The sequence below is a fragment of the Micromonospora sp. WMMD1219 genome (assembly GCF_049315215.1).
GTDB classification, from domain to species: Bacteria; Actinomycetota; Actinomycetes; order Mycobacteriales; family Micromonosporaceae; genus Micromonospora; species Micromonospora tulbaghiae.
The window spans coordinates 4,968,895-4,985,858 of sequence record NZ_CP186057.1 but is presented as its reverse complement, the minus strand read 5'-3'; the positions used below and the strand labels follow the sequence as shown (position 1 = coordinate 4,985,858).

Below are 16,964 nucleotides of genomic sequence, written 5' to 3'. Positions count from 1 at the left end.
CCCTCACCGTGGGGCGGCTGTGTAGCGTCGGTATCTCCAGGTCGCAAGCGGCGCGAACATGAGCAGGATGCCGATAATCCATCCTATCGACATCCAAACCGGATGCTCGGCGGCGAATCCGTTCGGCGGTGCCGTGCCGGCCCCACCGGCCGCCTCTCGGACGGCCTGCGTCACCGCACTCACCGGGTTCCAAGTCGCTATCCCCCGAAGCCCGGAGGGCAGTTGGTCGATCGGCACGAATGCGCTCGACAGGAACGTGGCCGGAAAGAGCCAGATGAGGCTCGCGCTCTGCGCCACCTCGGCGTTGCACACCGCCAGGCCGAGCGTGGCGGTGACCCAGGTCAGCGCGTACCCGAAGCCCAGAACCAGCGCGCCACCGGTAAGCAGTCCGGCCGCGTCGCCGGCCGGCCGCCATCCCACTGCGAGTCCCGCGCCTGCGCAGACCAGGACCACGAGCACCATGCTGAGCAGATCCCCGGCCGTGCGCCCGACCAGGACCGCGGCACCCGCCATCGGCAGCGACCGGAAACGATCCACGATACCGCGTCGCACGTCGTCCGCGAGGCCGATGGCGGTGATCGCGGAGACCCACACCGCGCTCTGCACGATGACGCCCGGCATCAGGTACGCGCGGTAGTCCGACCCGGGCACCGTGATGGCATCCCCGAAGACGTACGCGAAGAGCACGACGAACAGCACCGGCTGGATCGTGGTGAAGACCAACAGGTCAGGCACCCGGCGGATGCGGATGGCGTTGCGCCAGGTCAGGATCGCGCTGTCGGTGAGCGCCCCGCGCAGGGTCGTCATCGGTGTCCGCCTTCCTCTGCCGCAGTCAGGGCCAGGAAGACGTCGTCTAGACTGGGCCGCTCCGTGCCCAGTTCCAGCGGCTCCACACCGTGCGCACGGAGGTCACCCGCCAGCCCGATCATCGCGACGGTGGCGTCGGCCACCGGCACGGAGAGCCGGCACCCGTCCGGGCTCCGGTCCGGCTCCCGCAGGCCGTGTGCCGCCAGCAGACGCGCCGCGCGGTCAGCGTCCCGCCGGTCCACTGTCACCGCCAAACGATCGCCGCCGAGGCATTTCTTGAGATCCTCGGGCGTGCCCTCGGTCACCAGGCGGCCGCCGGCGAGGATCGCGATGCGATCGGCGAGCCGGTCCGCTTCGTCCAGGTACTGCGTGGTGAGCAGCACGGTCACCCCGTCCTCGGCGAGCCCTCTGACGATGTCCCACAGGGCCCGGCGGCCGGCCGGGTCCACTCCCGTCGTCGGCTCGTCCAGGATCAGCACGTCGGGACGCCCGATCAGCGCACAGGCCAGATCGAGGCGTCGACGCATCCCGCCGGAATAACCTCGGGCCGGGCGGTCCGCGGCGCTGTCGAGCCCCAGCCGCCGGATCAACGATGCGGCTCGGCTGCGCGTGGTGCGGCGGTCGAGCTGGTAGAGACGGCCCACCATGGTCAGGTTCTCCAGACCGGTGAGGTACTCGTCGACTGCGGCGAACTGACCGGAGAGGCCGATCCGGCGCCGGACCTGGGCGGGCGCGGCCACCACGTCGACGCCGCAGATCCGGGCGCTTCCGGCGTCCGGTGGCTGCAACGTCGACAGGATGCGGACCAGCGTCGTCTTGCCGGCCCCGTTCGGGCCGAGGACCGCCACGATGCTGCCGCGCGGGACCGCCAGGCTGAGGCCGTCCAGAGCAGGCGTGCTGCCGTACGACTTGTGCAGGTCGCGCACGTCGATGGCCGGCTCAGTCATCGGCCGGCTCCCCGACGAGACGGCGGGCCACGTCGACGGGCGCGGCGGCGAGGTAGCGGGACAACACCCGTCGCGCGGCCCGGCGGTCCTCGGCCGGCACCGCTTCCGCCGACGGGTGCCGGCCGGGCGAAGCGGCGTACTCGGTGGCGAGCAGCGACGAGACGACGGCGTGGTGGAAGCGCCCGTCGAGGTAGAAGTAGTCGCGGAGCACCCCTTCCACCGTCAGCCCCAACGCCGCCACCGTCTCGATCATCATGCGGTCGAAGGTGGCGGTGACCAGCTCCACGCGGTGGGCGTTCAGGGTACGGAAGAGGTAGCCGAACAACAGGGCGAACGCCTCCCGGCCGGCGTCGGCACCCCAGCGCTCCGGATCGCCCACCACGTGCTCGATCGTGTAGCCGCCGGTGACGCCGGCACGTCGCCACGACAGCGCGCCGATCGGGTCGCCGTGCGCATGCTCCACGACGAGAGTGGTCTGCCGGGTCCCCCCGATCACCTCCCGGGCCTGTGACGGCGTCAGGAACCGCGGCCCTCGCGACGAGTGCACCACGGTCTCCGCGGCCAGCCAGCGCGCCACCAGTGCCACGTCGTCGTCATCCAGGGCGCGTAACCGGACCGACGTCCCACCGAGCATGCTCATCGGGGCGCCCCGGACACCGTCATCGCGTGCTTGATCCTGCTGTACTCGTCCAGGGCGTAGATGGACAGCTCCTTGCCGTGACCGGAGACGCCGAAACCTCCGTGTGGCATCTCCGAGGCGAACCGCAGGTGCGTGTTGATCCAAACGCAACCGAACTCGAGCCGCCGGACGAGCTCCATCGCCGTACCGTGATCGCGGGTCCAGACGCTTGCCGCGAGACCCTGTTCCACCCCGTTGGCCAGGTCCAGCGCCGTCTCCAGGTCGTCGAAGGGCTGGACGGTGACGACCGGGCCGAAGGTCTCCTCCTGCACCAGGCGGTCATGCTGTCGCACGCCGGACACCACTGTCGGTTCGAAGAAGTAGCCGGTCTCGCCGATCCGCCGGCCACCGGTGTGGATCCGGGCGCCCGGTGTCAGAGCGAACAGCAGGGAGGTCAGCCGGTCGAGCTGAGCGGCGTTGTGCAACGGGCCGAGGTCGCAGTCGTCGCCGGGCGGGCCCACCCGCAGCGACTCCGCGCGTTTCACCAGCGCCGCCACGAACTCGTCGTGCCGCTCGGCGGCCACGATCACCCGGGCCGCCGCCACGCAGTCCTGGCCGGCGTTGCCGAAACCGGACGTGGCGACCGCGTCCACGGCCTCGGTCAGGTCCGCGTCGGCCAGCACCACCACCGGCGCGTTGCCCCCGAGTTCGAGGTGTATCCGTTTCAGTCTGTCGCCAGCGGCCGCCGCGACTTCACGACCGGCGCGGGTGCTTCCGGTGAGCGACACCATGGCGACGTCCGGGTGGACCGCCAGCAGTCGCCCCGTTTCGGCGTCTCCGCAGACGACGTTGACCACGCCAGGCGGCAGATGCGCGTCGGCGAGCTCGGCCAACCGCAGGGCCGTGACCGGGGTGGACGGGGCCGGCTTCAGCACCACGCAGTTCCCGGCGGCCAGAGCCGGGGCGAGCTTCCACACGGCGGTCAGCAGTGGGAAGTTCCAGGGCAGGATCTGCGCAGACACCCCCACCGGTTCCCTGCGCACGAGCGAGGTGAGGCCGGCTTCGTACTCCCCGGCGGCCGGCGCCAGTGCGAGGCGAGCCGCCCCGGCGAAGAAACGAAGATGGTCCACGGCCGGCGCGATCTCGTCGGCGGCGACCAGGCGGGCCGACTTCCCGGTCATGGCAGCCTCCGCCTCCGCGAGAGCGGTGGTTTGCCCCGCCACGGCGTCAGCCAGCGCCAGCAGCGCCGCCGCTCGGCGTGCGGGCGGTTGCCACCGCCAGTGCCCGAACGCCGACGTGGCGGCGCGCACCGCCTCGTCCACGTCCGCAGCGTCGGAGCGGGGTGCAAGGTACGCGGCCCGGCCGGTCGACGGGTCGTTCACCGTGTCCCACCGTCCCGACCGGGGCGGCACGGCCGCGCCAGCGATGTGGTTGTCGTATCGCGGTGGGTGATGGTGCTCCGGTGTGCCGGACATGCGCCCCCCTGGTCTGCCGCGGTTCATGTGGGGGCGAAGCTACCGCTCGCCGCGACGCGTTCCGTAGTGGCTGGCCGGTAGCGGCCAGCGGCGTTGACCAGCCGGCGCGGACGTTCCTACGTTCGGCGCACAGTCCGTATGACGAGCCGGGAGTGGGGCTGATTCACCGTGCCGCAGAACGAGCGCGAACCGACCGCCGACAGCGCGAAGGCCGTTCCGGAGTTCGGCGGCCGGCGTCTGCTGCTGGTCAGCAGCGGCGCGGTGGCGGTGATGCACCTGCCGTTCTGGCTCAACTGGATCAGCACCAACTATCCGGATCTGCAGATCCAGGCGGTCGTCACACCGAGCGCCCAGCGCTTCGTCAGTCAGGACGCGCTCACCCTGCTGACCGGACGCCGGGCCCACCTCGACCGGTGGCCGGCGCAGACCGACACTGGCGCACTGCACGCGCAGTGGGTGGAGTGGGCCGACTGCGCCCTGGTCTACCCCGCGACGCTGAATTACCTCGGTCGACTCGCCTCAGGGCTGGGCGACAGCCCGAGTCTGCTCGCCCTCCAGTGCGCTGCCACGATCCCCATCGTGGTGGCGCCGTCCCTGCCCCCCGGTGCCACCGACAATCCAATCGTGCAGGGGAACCTGCGACGGCTGGCCACCCGGCCGAACCTCGTGGTCGCACCCACGCAGCCGGCCCGGAGCGCGACCACCGGCCGGCGCGACGCCGCGGGCGCGGTGCCGGTCTGGTCAGCGATCGTCCTCCTTGAGCGCTGCCGCCGGGCGCTGGCCGGAACCGGCGACGAGCAGGTGACACCACACCGCACGACCCAGCCTATCCGCAGCGCCTGAGGGGGACGCCGATGTTTGAGCTCAAACAGGTCTACTGCTTCGCCGACCAGGTCTTCTTCGACGACGTGAGCAACTGGCGGGACGGACCGGGGTTCGATACGGCGGCGGGATTCCGGGTCGACGCACGTCAGGTGCCGGACGGGTGGACGCGTGTCGAGCGCGGCATCTGGACGGTGCTACGTCCCGATCGGACGGAGGGTCCGGAGCAGGGGTGGAAGATCCACGCCGCTGCCACGCCGCAGAACGCGGACGAGGTGATCTCCCGGGTGTGGGACTACTGCACGGCGCGTGACATCCGGTTCAAGTACCTGCGGAACCCGAACGTGCTGGTCGCGCTGAATGCCAAGTACGCGCCACGCTCGGCCAGCGGCAAGGCCGTGACGATCTACCCCGTCGACGAGGCGGCGCTACGCCTGATCCTCGAGGAGCTCGATCCGCTGCTCGCCGGGCTCTCCGGCCCGTACATCCTCAGCGACCTTCGCTACGGCGCCGGCCCGCTGTACGTCCGCTACGGCGGCTTCCGCCGCATGGAGTGCCTCGACGACGCCGGTCAGCTCGTGCCCGCGATCCGGGACCCCGACGGGACGCTCGTGCCGGACGTCCGGCGGCCCGTCTTCGCGCCACCCTCGTGGGCGACCCTGCCGGAGTTCCTGCGGCCACACCTCGCAGCGCGTACCGCGGGCAGCGGCGGTGAGCTGCCGTACCGGGTGGAGCGGACCCTGCACTTCTCCAATGCCGGGGGCGTCTACCAGGCCGTCCGCACCACCGACGGCAAGCGGGTGGTGCTCAAGGAGGCGCGGCCGTACGCCGGTTTCGACGAGCACCGGCAGGACTCGGTGGCCCGCATGCGGCGGGAACGATGGGCGTTGGAAAAGCTTGCCGGTGTTCCCGGCGTGCCGGAGGTGTACGGCTCTGTCGAGGCCGGCGGCCACCACTTCCTGGTCCAGGAGTTCCTGGATGCTCAGTCGTTGCACGTCTGGCTGGGCTGCAACCACCCGTGGGTGGTACTGGCCGACCCGACCCCTGACGACTTCGCCGCCTTCACCAAGCGGGCGCTGGCCATCGCCGAACGGATCGAACGGCTCCTGGCCGCCGTCCACGAGCGCGGGGTCGTCTTCGGGGACCTGCACCTGGGCAACGTGATGGTGCACGCGGACGACTCGGTCTCCCTCATCGACTTCGAGCTCGCCTTCGATGCCGCGCAGGCCGACTGGCGGCCGGGGCTCGGGGCTACCGGCTTCACCAGCCGGGACCGCAGCGGCGCCGACCTGGACCGGTACGCGCTGGCCGCCGTCCGCCTCGGCATGTTCATGACCTTGAATCGTGTCGTCGCTCTCGACCCCGACAAGGTGGTCCAGTACGCCCACGAGGCAGAGCGGCACTTCCCGCTCCCGGCCGGCTGGGCGGACGAGATCATCGCGGAGCTGCGCCCACCCGGCGCGAAGGTCCACAAGCCGTGTGGCGACGAGCCGCTCGCGGTCGACCTAGACGCGTCCCTCCCGGACTGGTCCGCTGCCACCCGGTCGATGGCACGGGCCATCATGGCCTCGGCCACCCCGGACCGGGAGGACCGGCTGTTTCCCGGCGACACCCGGCAGTTCTCGGTCGGCGGGCTGAACCTCGCCTACGGCGCGGCGGGAGTGCTGTGGGCCCTGTCGGCGACCGGGCAGGGGCGGTGGCCCGGTCACGAGGAGTGGTTGCTGTCGGCGGTACGACGGCAGACGGGCATGCGACCGGGCTTCTACGACGGGGCAGCCGGTGTGGCGTACGCCCTGCACCACCTGGGGCACGAGGAGGCCGCGTACGACCTGGTGGCACGCTGGGGTGGCGGGCCGGGCGCCGTGCTGCCGATGGACCTCTTCTCGGGGTACGCCGGCGTCGGGCTCAACCTCCTGCATCTCGGCCGAGCGGCCGGGGAGTCGAGCTGGCGGACCGACGCACTCGCCATCGGCGACCGCCTGGCCGACGCGGTCCGGTCCGGTAACCCGAATCTTCCCCGGGGCGAGCGGCGCCCGCCCCGCACTCCGGTGGAGGCGGGCCTGATGCGCGGCTGGTCGGGCGTGGCCCTGTTCCTGCTGCGTCTGTATGAGGAGACCGGTGACCGCGGCTTGCTGGACGCGGCGGTGACCGCGGTGCACCGAGACCTCGACAGGTGCACGACAACCGCCGACGGATCCCTCCAGGTCGAGGAGGTCGGGGTCCGGACGCTGGGGTACCTCGAGGTGGGCAGCGCCGGCATCGCCCTGGTCGCGGACGAGCTGCTGGAACACCGCGACGACGAACGGGTGCGGGCGAGTCTGCCCGCCCTGCTGAGTGCCTGTGCCCGGGGCTTCGTCATCCAGGTCGACCTGTTCCGGGGACGGATAGGGCTCGGCGCGACGCTCGCCCGGATCGCTGGCAGGCACGGCATCACCGACGTGGAGTCCGCTGTGGACCGGCATCTGCGCCGGCTCTCCTGGCACGCCATCGCCTACCGCGGTGAGCTCGCTTTCCCCGGGGACCTCGACTTCCGGCTGTCGATGGACCTCGCGACCGGCACCGCGGGTGTGCTCCTGGGTACCGCCGCGGCGACCGGGCGCACCCCGGACTTCCTGCCGTTCCTCTCACCTCGCCCTTGATCGCCCCCCGGGGGGTGTCCCTATGGGTTTCGTCAAGCGGGGACGGGGCTGGTGGGGCGGGGTTGGTAGGGGATCTTGTCGCGGAGCATGGCGAACAGGACGTCGCAGCGGCGGCGGGCGAGGCAGATGAGGGCGGCGTTGTGGCGTTTGCCTTCGGCTCGTTTGCGGTCGTAGTAGGCGCGGCTGGTGGGGTCGGCGAGGGCGGCGAACGCGGCGAGGAAGAAGGCGCGTTTGAGGTTCTTGTTGCCGCCGCGGGGTGGGTGTTCGCCGCGGATGCTGCTGCCGGATCGTCGGGTGACGGGGGCGAGGCCGGCGTAGGCGGCGAGGTGGCCGGGGGTGGGGAAGGCGGTGCCGTCGCCGACTTCGAGCAGGATCCGGGCTGCGGTCCTGACGCCGATGCCGGGCATCGAGGTCAGGACCGGGGCGAGAGGGTGCGCATCAAGCATCCTCTCGACCTCGCCGGCGGTCTGGTCGCGTTGTCGCAGGACATCGCGGAGGCTGTCAGCCAGGCGGGGCAGGATCGTCTCCGCAGCCTGGGTGCCCGGGACGGTGACGGTCTGCTCGTCGAGGGCGGTCAGGATCTGCTCGACCAGGCGTTCGCCCATGCGGGGTGCGTGGACGGCGGCGATCGAGACAAGTTTGCGGCGACCGGCCTTGCGCAGTCCGACGGGGCCGCCGCAGCGCGACAGCAGCTCCAGGACCGCCTTGTGGTGAATCTTAGGGCCGAGGACCCGTTCCAGAGCGGGATGGATCTGGGTGAGCAGCCCACGGATCCGGTTGGACACGCGGGTGGCTTCGCCGGCGAGATCGTCATCGAACCCGACCAGCACCTCCAGCTCCGCGAGGGCTTCATCGCCGACGTCGACCCGCCGCAGCGTGTGGGGCAGGGTGCGGGCCGCGTCAGCGATGACGTAGGCGTCACGGGCGTCTGTCTTCGCGGTGCCGGGATGCAGGTCGGCGATGCGGCGCATGGCCAGGCCGGGCAGGTAGGCCACCTGATGCCCACACGCCCGAGCCACCGCCACGGGCAGGGCGCCGATCGAGGCGGGCTGGTCGACCACCACCAGCACCCGACCGTGGCGGGCGAGCTTGCCGAATAGCTGCCTCAGCCGGACCTCGGTGTTCGGCAACGCCGCGTCATGCAGCCGCTTGCCATCGGGCGCCAACCCGACCGCATGGTGATCGCCCTTACCGACGTCCAAGCCGAGGTAGACGCCGTATCCGTCGTGCACCAGACCCGCCTCCACGCATCGTCCGTGGCCTCGGCCGCTGATCCAGGCGTCGGACTGCCGGCAGCCACGTTACGAAGAGACCTACCCCAACACGGGTGGCCGTGTCCCTATCAGCGGTCCACCGACGCCACCCGACCCGGCGACAACACCCCCCGGATCATCCGAACGACAGGGGCAGGAAGTCATACCGGGCCGGGCGACCGAGGAGTCCCCGGCTGGGGACGATCAAAAAGGTAACGGGGCACCGCGCCGGTACGCCGCCGTCCGCACCAGACGGCCGTCTCACGAGGACAAATCCGGCGCCGTCCGGGACACGGCCCTACAATGGTCGTGCCCCGGACGCCCACCCCCGGCTGAACCGAGAGGGACCACCCGTGACCAGGAGGCCACGATGATCGCCGGTCTCTTCGGCCTCGCCCTGCTGGACAGCCTCAATCCGTCGGCGCTCGCCGTCACGGTCTATCTGCTGCTCTCGACGAGACCGCCCGGGGCCCGCGTGCTCGTCTACGTGGGTGCCATCTACGCCTCGTACCTCGCCCTCGGCGTGCTGCTGTTCCTCGGCGCGGATTCGTTCCTCGACCGGGCGGGTGGATACCTCGCCAGTGACGCGGGCTACGTGCTGCAGGGTGTGGTCGGCGTGGCGCTGCTGCTCTATAGCTGGCTGGCCGGCCGTCGCCGAGGCGGCGAGCGGCTGACGCCCCGCCGGCCCCGATCCCACTCCTACGCCGCGATCGCGTTGCTCGGTGTGATCGTGACCGTCGCGGAGTTCGGCACCGCGCTGCCCTACCTCGGCGCGATCGGCATCCTGGTCGGCGCGGACACGTCCATCCCGCAGGCGATCGTGCTGCTGGCCGCCTACAACGCGGTGATGGTGTTGCCGCCGCTGCTGGTGCTCGCGGCCTACCAGGCACTGGGTAACCGGATCCGGCAACGGCTCGAGTCCGCTGGCACATGGCTGATGCGGCAGGCCGCTGAACTCTGGCTGTCGGTACTCAGTGCGGCAGGGGCACTGCTGGTCCTTAGCTGCGTGCATCACTTCGAGCTGTGGAAGAAGATCGGCTGAGTCAGTCGGCGCTGATCTCGTCGAGCGTCCGGTGCGGTGACCCGGTGCGGTCCGGATCCGCCAGCCGTGCCGCGACGAACCGCTCAATCGTGTTCACCGAGCGAAAGTCGGCCAGGTCGAGAGCGTCCTCGGCCAGCGGGACGGACCATCGGTCACCCAGCCAGGCCACCACGACATAGACGGCCAGGCTGTCCAGGATTCCGGTTGCCACCAGGTCTTCGTCGAAGGAGAGTTCGTTGGCCGGCACGCCGGGCAAGAACTCGGCCAGCAGGAAGTCGCGGATCTCGTCGTGGCGGCTCACGGCGTCGCTCCAAGATGGACGCGGGCGGTGGCGATCCGGTCCGGCTTGCCGCTGCCGGTGCGTGGCAGGGGTGTGGTGACCAGGTGGAACCTGCTCGGGACTGAGGTGCGGGCGAGCTGGCCGGCGCAGTGCCGCCGCAGAGCCATCTCACCGGCCGGGGCGCCGCCGGCGGTGCGTACCACGGCGTGCAGGCGCTTGCCCGCCACCGGGTCGTCGAGGGCGACGACCACCGCCTCGGCTACCCCCGGACACTCCAGCAGGACCCGCTCCACCGCCTGCAGGTTCACCTGGACGCCCCGCACCTTGACGTGGAAGTCGATCCGGCCCTGCAGATGCAGCGCGCCGTCGGTGCAGCGCCGGACCACGTCGCCGGTGCGGAAGAACGGCTCGTGGGGAACGCCGGCCACCGGGACCGCGAACCGCTCGGAGGTACGCGCGGCGTCCAGGTAGCCGCTCGTCTGGAAGGGGGTACGCACCCACAGCTCACCGGAGCCAGGGCCGTCGACGGGCCTTCCGTGGTCGTCGGCCAGCAGCCATTCGACGCCGGGCACCGGTTCGCCCAGTGGCACCGGATCCGGGGCCGGCCGGCCGGGAGGTATCTGGTAGACGAAGGCATCGTTGATCTCGGTACAGCCGTACACGCTGCTGATCGCGGCCCGCGGTAGGAGACGAGGCAGTTCGGCGAGGAGCCGGGCCGGTGCCGCATCGCCGCTGTAGAGCACGTGCCGCACCGACGGCAACGGCAACCGAGGCCGGGCGGCCACGAGGAGCTGGTAGAACATCGGCACGGCCTGGACTATCTCGGGCCGTTCCCGGGCGAGCAGATCGAGCAGCCGCCTTCCGTCGGTGGCGTCGTTCCGGGCGACGGGCACGACACAGCCGCCCCGGTGCAGGGTCGTCCATACATCGAGCAGGCTGAGGTCGAAGTTGAGCGGCGCGTAGCTGAGCACCCGGGTGCCGGGCCCGATCCCGAAACGTCCACCCGCCCATCCGGCGAACCGGTGGATCGCACGGCCGGAGACCGGCACCACCTTCGGCACGCCCGTGGACCCCGAGGTCGTCAGCAGGAAGGGGGTATCCGCCGGGACGGCTGCGGACGGGTCGGTGACCGGTTCGGCCGAGGGCACCACCGTCACCTCGTCACCGTCGGCGACGACCTGGTGCCGGCAGCCCGCCTGCCGCAGTAGCGCCGACAGTGTCTCGGCGGGCAGTTCCCCGGAGGGCAGCAGTACCGGCGCACCGATCCGGTGGCAGGCGAGGATGAGGGCGACGGTGTCGGGCGCGACCGGGGCCACCGCCGCGACAGGGTGGCCAGCCCGGATTCCGAGCATCGTCAGCCGGCGTCGGTGGCGGTCGACGAGACGGGTCAGGTCGGCGTAGGTCACGTCCTCGCCGAGCCAGCGCATTGCCGTCGAGGCGGGCGCGCGCTCGGCGTGCCCGGTGACCCGCTCGGCCAGGGTTCGGATGCCCGGTCCCGGAGTCATCGGCTGCCGTCCTTGACCGCGCGCCGGTTCCGGTGATGTCGTAACGCGAGATGCATTCCGAGCTGGAATCGGCTCCGCGCTCCAGTGGTGGCCATCAGAGCCTGGATCTCCCGGCGGACGGTCCGTTCCCCGATGCGCAGCGCCGCGGCGATGGCGGCGTCGGTCAGTCCGCGAGAGAGTCCCGCCATTATGGCCTCGCGGCGATCCCGGGGACCGCTGTCGCCGTCCGGGAGTGGATGGCTCGCCGCCCACATCCGCTCGAACGTACGGGTGAGTTCGTCCAGGGTGTCCGAGCCCCGCACGAGCACCGCCGAGCGCTCCGGACGCACCGTGTTGGGCGACACGATCGCCATCCTGCGGTCCACCATCACGATCGGAAGCGCTGCCGAGTCGACGGGCTGGATGCGGGCCTCGGTCGCCGGCAGCGCCTGCACCACCGGCGCCGCCGGGTCGGGCAGATGGATCAGCCGTTGGACGGTCTCCCCCTGGCCGCCCCGACACCTATCGACCAGATCGGGCGCGATCAGGCGCGTCACGCGGTAGGGCAGAGCGGCGCAGAACTCCCTCGTGCAGCCACGGACCGCCTCGGAGACAGAGCGGAGATAGAGCTGGCGGTCGACTCGGACGATGGTGGCTTCCGCAGACCCTGGCGCTGCATCGCTACCTCCAATTGAGGAGACAAGACGGCGCAGTTCATGCATAGCGAGCCCCCGCAGCGCTTAGGTGCACTTCAATTATTGCCGAGAGATTACCTGGCATGAATCTTCTTAGCAACCCCTCGCAGGACACTCGCAGGAAATCAATGCGATCGAATGACAATTGCGATTTCTCATTCCCCGTCAACATCCCGCCATGTGAACAATTCGGTCAATCCATCCTTGATCGCCCCGATCGGAGGGCCGCCATCTGCATGATGGCCGGATGCTGCCATCGGCTTGACGCTCACATTGAACCGACCATAACCTCTGACTCAGCCTCAACAAAGCTTTTCCGGTGCCACGAAGCTCGCTGCGCCAAGCGCCCGAGACAAGCCCATAGGCACCGAGTTAACGCATCTGATCGCTGGCCGATGCAGTCCGACGACTACGCGCGTCGCAATTGGCCAACGCTGTTTTCGGAGCACCATCCGGTGATTCCGTGAGCACGCACAGGGAAGGGGGTGAAGAAAATGGACCTGTCCAACGTTCTGGACCTTCAGGGCACCGAGGTGGTCGTCGAGCACGTCGACCTGCCGGCCAGCTTCGACAGCTCGACCTGCTGATCGCGGCGCACCACACCGCGCGACGTGGACCTCTCCGGTCCACGTCGCGCGGTACCCCATCGTTCGTACCCAGCCCAGCCCGGCCCTCCGGGAAGGAAGCCACCCATGACAGCGCAACAAGCACCGGCGGCCTACCGGGCGCTGACCGCGGGAGCGCCGGCCGTCCCCGTCGGCATCTTCGGCTCAGGGCTGTACGTACCCGAGCGGGTGGTCGGCAACTCCGAGATCGCCGACGGCCTGGACACTACCGAGGCGTGGATCGAAAGCCGGACGGGCATTCTGACCCGTCACTTCGCCGCCGCCACCGAGTCCACCTCCGACATGTGCCTGCGCGCCGTCCACAACGCCCTGGAGGGGGCACGGATCGACCCGGGCGAGGTGGACGCGGTCATCGTTTCCACCATCACCGCCGACCAGCCTCTGCCCTCCACGGCGGCGGCGGTCGCCGAAGCGCTCGGCGCTCACGCCGCCTGGCCGATCGACCTCACCCAGGCCGCCTGCGCGGGCGGGGTGCACGGCCTGGTGCTCGCCGCCCACCTCTTGCAGAACCCCGAAATCGGAACAGTGGTGGTGGCCGGCGCCGAGACGCTGTCCCGGATCACCGATCCGGCCGACCGCACCACCAGGGTCTTTTTCGGCGACGCCGCCGGCGCTGTGGTGCTACGCCGGACCAAGCCGGGTGGCGGTCTGCTCGCCTGGGACGCCGGCTACAAGCTCTCCTACCGCGTCGGCATCACCGCCGGCGGCAGCCGACGGCCTCTGACCCCGCAACGGGTGGCCGACGGCGAGCACTTCCTGCGGATGGACGGCCGGGCGGTCTGGCGGGAAGCCACCCAGGCTCTGCCCGCCAGCATCCGCAACGTCGCCCGGCGCGCGGGAGTCGCCCTCGACGATCTTGATCATGTGGTGCTGCACCAGGCCAACCTCAACATCATCCACGAAGTGATGGACCAGCTCGGCGTGCCCCGCGGCCGGGCCACGACCACTGTCGGCGACCTCGGCAACACCGGCTCCGCAACCGTCTTCACGGTGCTCCACCAGTTACTCACCTCCGGTCGGCTGCGCCCCGGCGACCTGGCCGTCGTATCGGCCATCGGCGCCGGGTTCGTCTGGGGATCGGTCTGCCTGCGCCACCATTGATCCGAAAGGTCTACACATGCGCGACGAACTCCGGGAGCTCTTCGTCTCCACCTACGATCTCGACCTGCCACCGGGCGATGTCGACCCCACCGAACCGCTGTTCGGCACCCGCTCACGGTTCGGCCTCGACTCGATGGACACCCTACGCTTCATCGCGCTGCTCAACGAGCGCTACGGCCTGGACATCGCCGCCACCAACACGGACACCTTCCGGACCATCGAGCGCATCGAGGCCGTTCTCGGACCCCGGCAGGCGACAACGGTACGGGAGGAGCGCTGATCGTGGAGGGCATGCTCGTCCGGCTCAGACCGGTCAGCGAGGACGACTACGGCCGGCTACCGACGTGGACCCGGCACTCGGCCGCCGGAGTACTGGTAGGCGGAGGACAGAGCGACGGGCTTGATGCCGCGGGATGGCGCTCGGCCATCGAGTCCGGCCACACCGAGTACGCCGCCATCGAGACCCGCATCGACGGCGAGACGATAGGGATGGTCTCCTGGCGGCCCCTGGCGCACGACCGCAGCTTCGCCGTCGGCGCGGTCGTGGGCGATGACCAGTGGTGGGACAGCGGAGCCGGCCTGGAGGGGGCGCTTCTGCTGGTCGACCACCTTTTCCAGCGGGAGCGGGCACACCGGCTGGAGCTGCTGGCGGCCTGTTACAACCGGCGCTCGGTGGCCTTTCTCGCCAAGGGGGATCTCGTCGTGGACGGCGTCCTGCGCGACTACCTTTACGTCGACGGCGGCTACCACGACGCCGTGATCTGCTCCATGAACCGCGAGGAGTACCTCGCTCCCCTCGACGGCTACCTGCCGTCGCTGCGGTTGATCTGCGACGCCGACGCCGACGCCGCGGCCGGCACGCTGCGCCGGTACCTCGCCGGTTCCGGCGGTGACCACCTGCGTGGTGTGCTCTCCGACTGGCGGATGCCGGAGGCCGCGCATGCCTGAGGAAGCGACCACTGCTGCCGCGGACCTGGTCGCCGATCTGGCGGCCACCGCGGAGAGACTCGCCGGCCTCGGAGCGGTCCCGGACCGGCTGCTCCAGACGCACGCCGGCCAGATCCCGCGCGACCTCGTGGCCCGCCTGAGCAGGCAGGTGGGCCGGCCGCCGCGGCACAGTGGCGCACTGCTGGTCCGTGGTCTGCTCGCTCCGCTGGCCGCGAAGTGCGGGCCGACGCCCGCCCACTGGTCCGCCGCGCCCACCGGCCCGATGGACCTCGCCCTGGTGCTGGTCGCCGCCGCGCTCGGCCAGGTGTTCGGCTGGGCGGGGCAGCAGGACGGGCGTCTGGTCCACAACATCGTGCCCAGCCAGGGCTACGAGAACCTGCAGGTCGGTGCCAGCAGCAGCGTGCCGTTGGAATGGCACACCGAGGACGCCTTCCATCCCGGCCGGGCCAGCCTGCTGATGCTCGCCTGCGTCCGCAATCCCGCCGGCGTCGGTACCCGGATCGCGTCGGTACGTGAGCTGGGACTGCCGCGCGAGGACCTGATCCGGCTCGGCCGACCGGTCGTGCGCATCTCCCCCGACGCGTCGTACCCGGCGACGGGGAGCGGGCCGGGTACGACGCGGCCCGGCGTACCGACAGTGTGGTGGGCGCCGGACGGCCCCTGCCTGCGTTACGACCCCGCCTACAGCACCCGCAGCCACGACGATCCCGCCTTCGAAGAGTCCTACCGGTCCCTGGCGGAGCGGCTGGAACAGAAGGCTCGTTCGGTGCCGATGGGCGCAGGCGATCTCGCACTGATCGACAACGATGTGGCGGTGCACGGGCGTGTGCCGTTCACACCGCGGTACGACGGCACGGACCGTTGGCTCAAGCGCATCATGGTGCGATTGCCCAGCCAGCGCCCGGAGGCCGAACGTCGCGAGGACGGCTACGGCCAGGTCGACATCGTCCTGCCGACGACAGCCGGAGCCGTCCGGTGAGCCCGACGACGCGGATCGGCCTGCCCGAGCACCCGGTGCCGGAGTTGAACGACCTCCTGCGCGCGCCGGCCGACGAGCAGTTTCCCGGGCTGCGCGGCGCCGGCCACCGCTTCGACGCCCCCGGCGGCACATTGGTCCACGCCGCCGTGGTGCGGGCGATGAGCAGGTATCTCGGCAGCCGGCACGTGGCCAACGACCACGGCCCCTTTCCGGCCAGCGCCTACTCCGACGTGATAGTCGAATGGGCCGCCGACCGTGTCCGGGCCCTCCTCGGGGCCGCCGGTGGACACATCCTGTTCGGCCCGAACATGACCACGCTCACCACTATGTTCAGCCGTGGGGTCGCCGGCGATCTGCGGCCGGGAGACGAGATCGTCTGCACCGAGCTCGATCACGAGGCCAACCACTGGCCGTGGCGTGCGGTGGCGGAGCGGACGGGCGCCCGGGTCCGCCTCGCGCGGTTGCACCCGGACGGCGCCCTGCCGGCGGAGGCGATCATCCGCGAACTGACCCCACGGACCCGGTGGGTGGCGATCAGCGGCGCCTCGAACGCACTCGCCACCGTGCCGGACGTGGCCGCGGTCTCCGCAGCCGCGCACCGGGTAGGCGCGCGTGTCTACGTCGACGGGGTGCAGCGGGTGGCGCACAGCCGGGTGGCTGTCGACGAGTGGGGAGTCGACGCCTTCGTCACGTCCGCCTACAAGTGGTACGGCCCGCACTGCGCGGCGCTGTGGCTCTCCGACCACCTGGACCCACTGCTGCCGGAGCAGGTGCCGTCCGCCGGGGACGCCCTGCCCGGCAGGCTGGACCTCGGCACCACCCAGTTCGAGGCGGTGCTCGGCACCGGCATCGCGGCCGAGGTGCTGTTGGGCTGGGACCGGACCGTCATCGCCGAGCGCGAGCACGCCCTCGCGGAGCGGATTCGCACGTGGCTGCGGGCGGACAGCCGATTCAGGGTGCTCGGGCCGGCCGGGGGAACCCTGATGCCGATCATCACTTTCCAGGTGGCCGGAATGGCTGCGACGGCAGTGGCGACCAGCCTCGCGGCGCGGGACGTCGCGGTCTGGGACGGCACGTTCTACTGCGGGCCGGCGTTCCAGGCGTTGTCGCCCGCGACGTCCGGCGCCGTCCGGGCGGGCGTCGCCGCCTACACGACCGACAACGACGTCACGGCGTTCCTCGACGCGCTGGTCGAGGTGACGCGGAAGAAGCGGGCCGGCTGACGCCGGCCGGCATCCGGTAGGCAG

At 70.9% G+C, this 16,964-nt stretch carries 16 protein-coding genes; 8 read left to right on the top strand and 8 right to left on the bottom strand.

Translation table 11 applies throughout. The annotated features are described in order from the left end of the window. Nucleotides 1–3 precede the first annotated feature (3 nt). The 4 genes from ACN27C_RS23220 to ACN27C_RS23205 are packed head-to-tail and all read right to left on the bottom strand — an operon-like array spanning nt 4 to nt 3,848. Nucleotides 4–807, bottom strand: coding sequence for an ABC transporter permease (locus ACN27C_RS23220; protein WP_422748101.1), 804 nt, complete (start codon nt 805–807; stop codon nt 4–6). Next, on the bottom strand, nt 804–1,754 hold the full coding sequence (locus ACN27C_RS23215) for an ABC transporter ATP-binding protein (protein ID WP_121685241.1): 951 nt from the start codon (nt 1,752–1,754) through the stop codon (nt 804–806). Before ACN27C_RS23215 ends, ACN27C_RS23220 begins: the two co-directional genes overlap by 4 nt. Then, complete coding sequence (locus ACN27C_RS23210) at nt 1,747–2,394, bottom strand: GNAT family N-acetyltransferase (protein ID WP_121685240.1); 648 nt, start codon at nt 2,392–2,394, stop codon at nt 1,747–1,749. The genes ACN27C_RS23215 and ACN27C_RS23210 overlap by 8 nt, the downstream gene beginning before the upstream one ends. Further along, on the bottom strand, nt 2,391–3,848 hold the full coding sequence (locus ACN27C_RS23205) for an aldehyde dehydrogenase family protein (protein WP_121685239.1): 1,458 nt from the start codon (nt 3,846–3,848) through the stop codon (nt 2,391–2,393). The genes ACN27C_RS23210 and ACN27C_RS23205 overlap by 4 nt, the downstream gene beginning before the upstream one ends. 168 nt (nt 3,849–4,016) lie before the next feature. Here ACN27C_RS23205 and ACN27C_RS23200 point away from each other — a divergent pair, with 168 nt between their 5' ends. Continuing rightward, entirely contained in the window at nt 4,017–4,691 is a 675-nt protein-coding gene (locus tag ACN27C_RS23200; protein ID WP_199733228.1) for a flavoprotein, read from the top strand. 11 nt (nt 4,692–4,702) lie between these two features. Then, nucleotides 4,703–7,309, top strand: a complete 2,607-nt coding sequence (gene lanKC / locus ACN27C_RS23195; RefSeq protein ID WP_121685238.1) for a class III lanthionine synthetase LanKC — start codon at nt 4,703–4,705, stop codon at nt 7,307–7,309. A gap of 32 nt (nt 7,310–7,341) precedes the next feature. On the opposite strand, the gene ACN27C_RS23190 is transcribed toward lanKC, so the two are convergent. After that, on the bottom strand, nt 7,342–8,541 hold the full coding sequence (locus ACN27C_RS23190) for an IS110 family transposase (protein WP_230651872.1): 1,200 nt from the start codon (nt 8,539–8,541) through the stop codon (nt 7,342–7,344). A 391-nt stretch (nt 8,542–8,932) separates the two neighbouring features. Here ACN27C_RS23190 and ACN27C_RS23185 point away from each other — a divergent pair, with 391 nt between their 5' ends. Beyond that, the gene (locus tag ACN27C_RS23185; protein ID WP_121685237.1) at nt 8,933–9,604 is read left to right on the top strand and encodes a GAP family protein; all 672 of its coding nucleotides are present in this window, start codon (nt 8,933–8,935) and stop codon (nt 9,602–9,604) included. Nucleotide 9,605: 1 nt separating this feature from the next. On the opposite strand, the gene ACN27C_RS23180 is transcribed toward ACN27C_RS23185, so the two are convergent. From ACN27C_RS23180 to ACN27C_RS23170, 3 genes are read right to left on the bottom strand one after another with little or no spacing between them, the layout of a single operon-like run. Beyond that, on the bottom strand, nt 9,606–9,905 hold the full coding sequence (locus tag ACN27C_RS23180; RefSeq protein ID WP_422748097.1) for a phosphopantetheine-binding protein: 300 nt from the start codon (nt 9,903–9,905) through the stop codon (nt 9,606–9,608). Next, entirely contained in the window at nt 9,902–11,389 is a 1,488-nt protein-coding gene (locus ACN27C_RS23175; protein ID WP_121685235.1) for an AMP-binding protein, read from the bottom strand. The genes ACN27C_RS23180 and ACN27C_RS23175 overlap by 4 nt, the downstream gene beginning before the upstream one ends. Next, nucleotides 11,386–11,925, bottom strand: coding sequence for a hypothetical protein (locus tag ACN27C_RS23170; protein WP_422748095.1), 540 nt, complete (start codon nt 11,923–11,925; stop codon nt 11,386–11,388). Before ACN27C_RS23170 ends, ACN27C_RS23175 begins: the two co-directional genes overlap by 4 nt. A gap of 830 nt (nt 11,926–12,755) precedes the next feature. On the opposite strand from ACN27C_RS23170, the gene ACN27C_RS23165 reads away from it, so the two are divergent. From ACN27C_RS23165 to ACN27C_RS23145, 5 genes are read left to right on the top strand one after another with little or no spacing between them, the layout of a single operon-like run. Next, nucleotides 12,756–13,790 (top strand): 3-oxoacyl-ACP synthase III family protein, encoded by a 1,035-nt coding sequence (locus ACN27C_RS23165; protein WP_121685233.1) that lies wholly within the window; start codon nt 12,756–12,758, stop codon nt 13,788–13,790. A 16-nt stretch (nt 13,791–13,806) separates the two neighbouring features. Next, nucleotides 13,807–14,070 carry a phosphopantetheine-binding protein gene (locus ACN27C_RS23160; protein WP_121685232.1) on the top strand — a complete coding sequence of 88 codons (264 nt, stop codon included), beginning with the start codon at nt 13,807–13,809 and terminating at the stop codon, nt 14,068–14,070. An 11-nt stretch (nt 14,071–14,081) separates the two neighbouring features. Next, nucleotides 14,082–14,738 carry a GNAT family N-acetyltransferase gene (locus ACN27C_RS23155; RefSeq protein ID WP_233585998.1) on the top strand — a complete coding sequence of 219 codons (657 nt, stop codon included), beginning with the start codon at nt 14,082–14,084 and terminating at the stop codon, nt 14,736–14,738. After that, complete coding sequence (locus ACN27C_RS23150; protein ID WP_121685230.1) at nt 14,731–15,717, top strand: TauD/TfdA family dioxygenase; 987 nt, start codon at nt 14,731–14,733, stop codon at nt 15,715–15,717. Before ACN27C_RS23155 ends, ACN27C_RS23150 begins: the two co-directional genes overlap by 8 nt. Then, nucleotides 15,714–16,940 carry an aminotransferase class V-fold PLP-dependent enzyme gene (locus ACN27C_RS23145; RefSeq protein ID WP_158614804.1) on the top strand — a complete coding sequence of 409 codons (1,227 nt, stop codon included), beginning with the start codon at nt 15,714–15,716 and terminating at the stop codon, nt 16,938–16,940. The genes ACN27C_RS23150 and ACN27C_RS23145 overlap by 4 nt, the downstream gene beginning before the upstream one ends. Nucleotides 16,941–16,964: the final 24 nt, after the last annotated feature.

Coding starts and splice junctions, on each gene's coding strand:
- ACN27C_RS23210 (WP_121685240.1), bottom strand. CDS start 2,394: ATGAGCATGCTCGGTGGGACGTCGGTCCGGTTACGCGCCCTGGATGAC.
- ACN27C_RS23205 (WP_121685239.1), bottom strand. CDS start 3,848: ATGTCCGGCACACCGGAGCACCATCACCCACCGCGATACGACAACCAC.
- ACN27C_RS23175 (WP_121685235.1), bottom strand. CDS start 11,389: ATGACTCCGGGACCGGGCATCCGAACCCTGGCCGAGCGGGTCACCGGG.
- lanKC (WP_121685238.1), top strand. CDS start 4,703: ATGTTTGAGCTCAAACAGGTCTACTGCTTCGCCGACCAGGTCTTCTTC.
- ACN27C_RS23150 (WP_121685230.1), top strand. CDS start 14,731: ATGCCTGAGGAAGCGACCACTGCTGCCGCGGACCTGGTCGCCGATCTG.
- ACN27C_RS23185 (WP_121685237.1), top strand. CDS start 8,933: ATGATCGCCGGTCTCTTCGGCCTCGCCCTGCTGGACAGCCTCAATCCG.
- ACN27C_RS23215 (WP_121685241.1), bottom strand. CDS start 1,754: ATGACTGAGCCGGCCATCGACGTGCGCGACCTGCACAAGTCGTACGGC.
- ACN27C_RS23160 (WP_121685232.1), top strand. CDS start 13,807: ATGCGCGACGAACTCCGGGAGCTCTTCGTCTCCACCTACGATCTCGAC.
- ACN27C_RS23155 (WP_233585998.1), top strand. CDS start 14,082: ATGCTCGTCCGGCTCAGACCGGTCAGCGAGGACGACTACGGCCGGCTA.
- ACN27C_RS23220 (WP_422748101.1), bottom strand. CDS start 807: ATGACGACCCTGCGCGGGGCGCTCACCGACAGCGCGATCCTGACCTGG.
- ACN27C_RS23165 (WP_121685233.1), top strand. CDS start 12,756: ATGACAGCGCAACAAGCACCGGCGGCCTACCGGGCGCTGACCGCGGGA.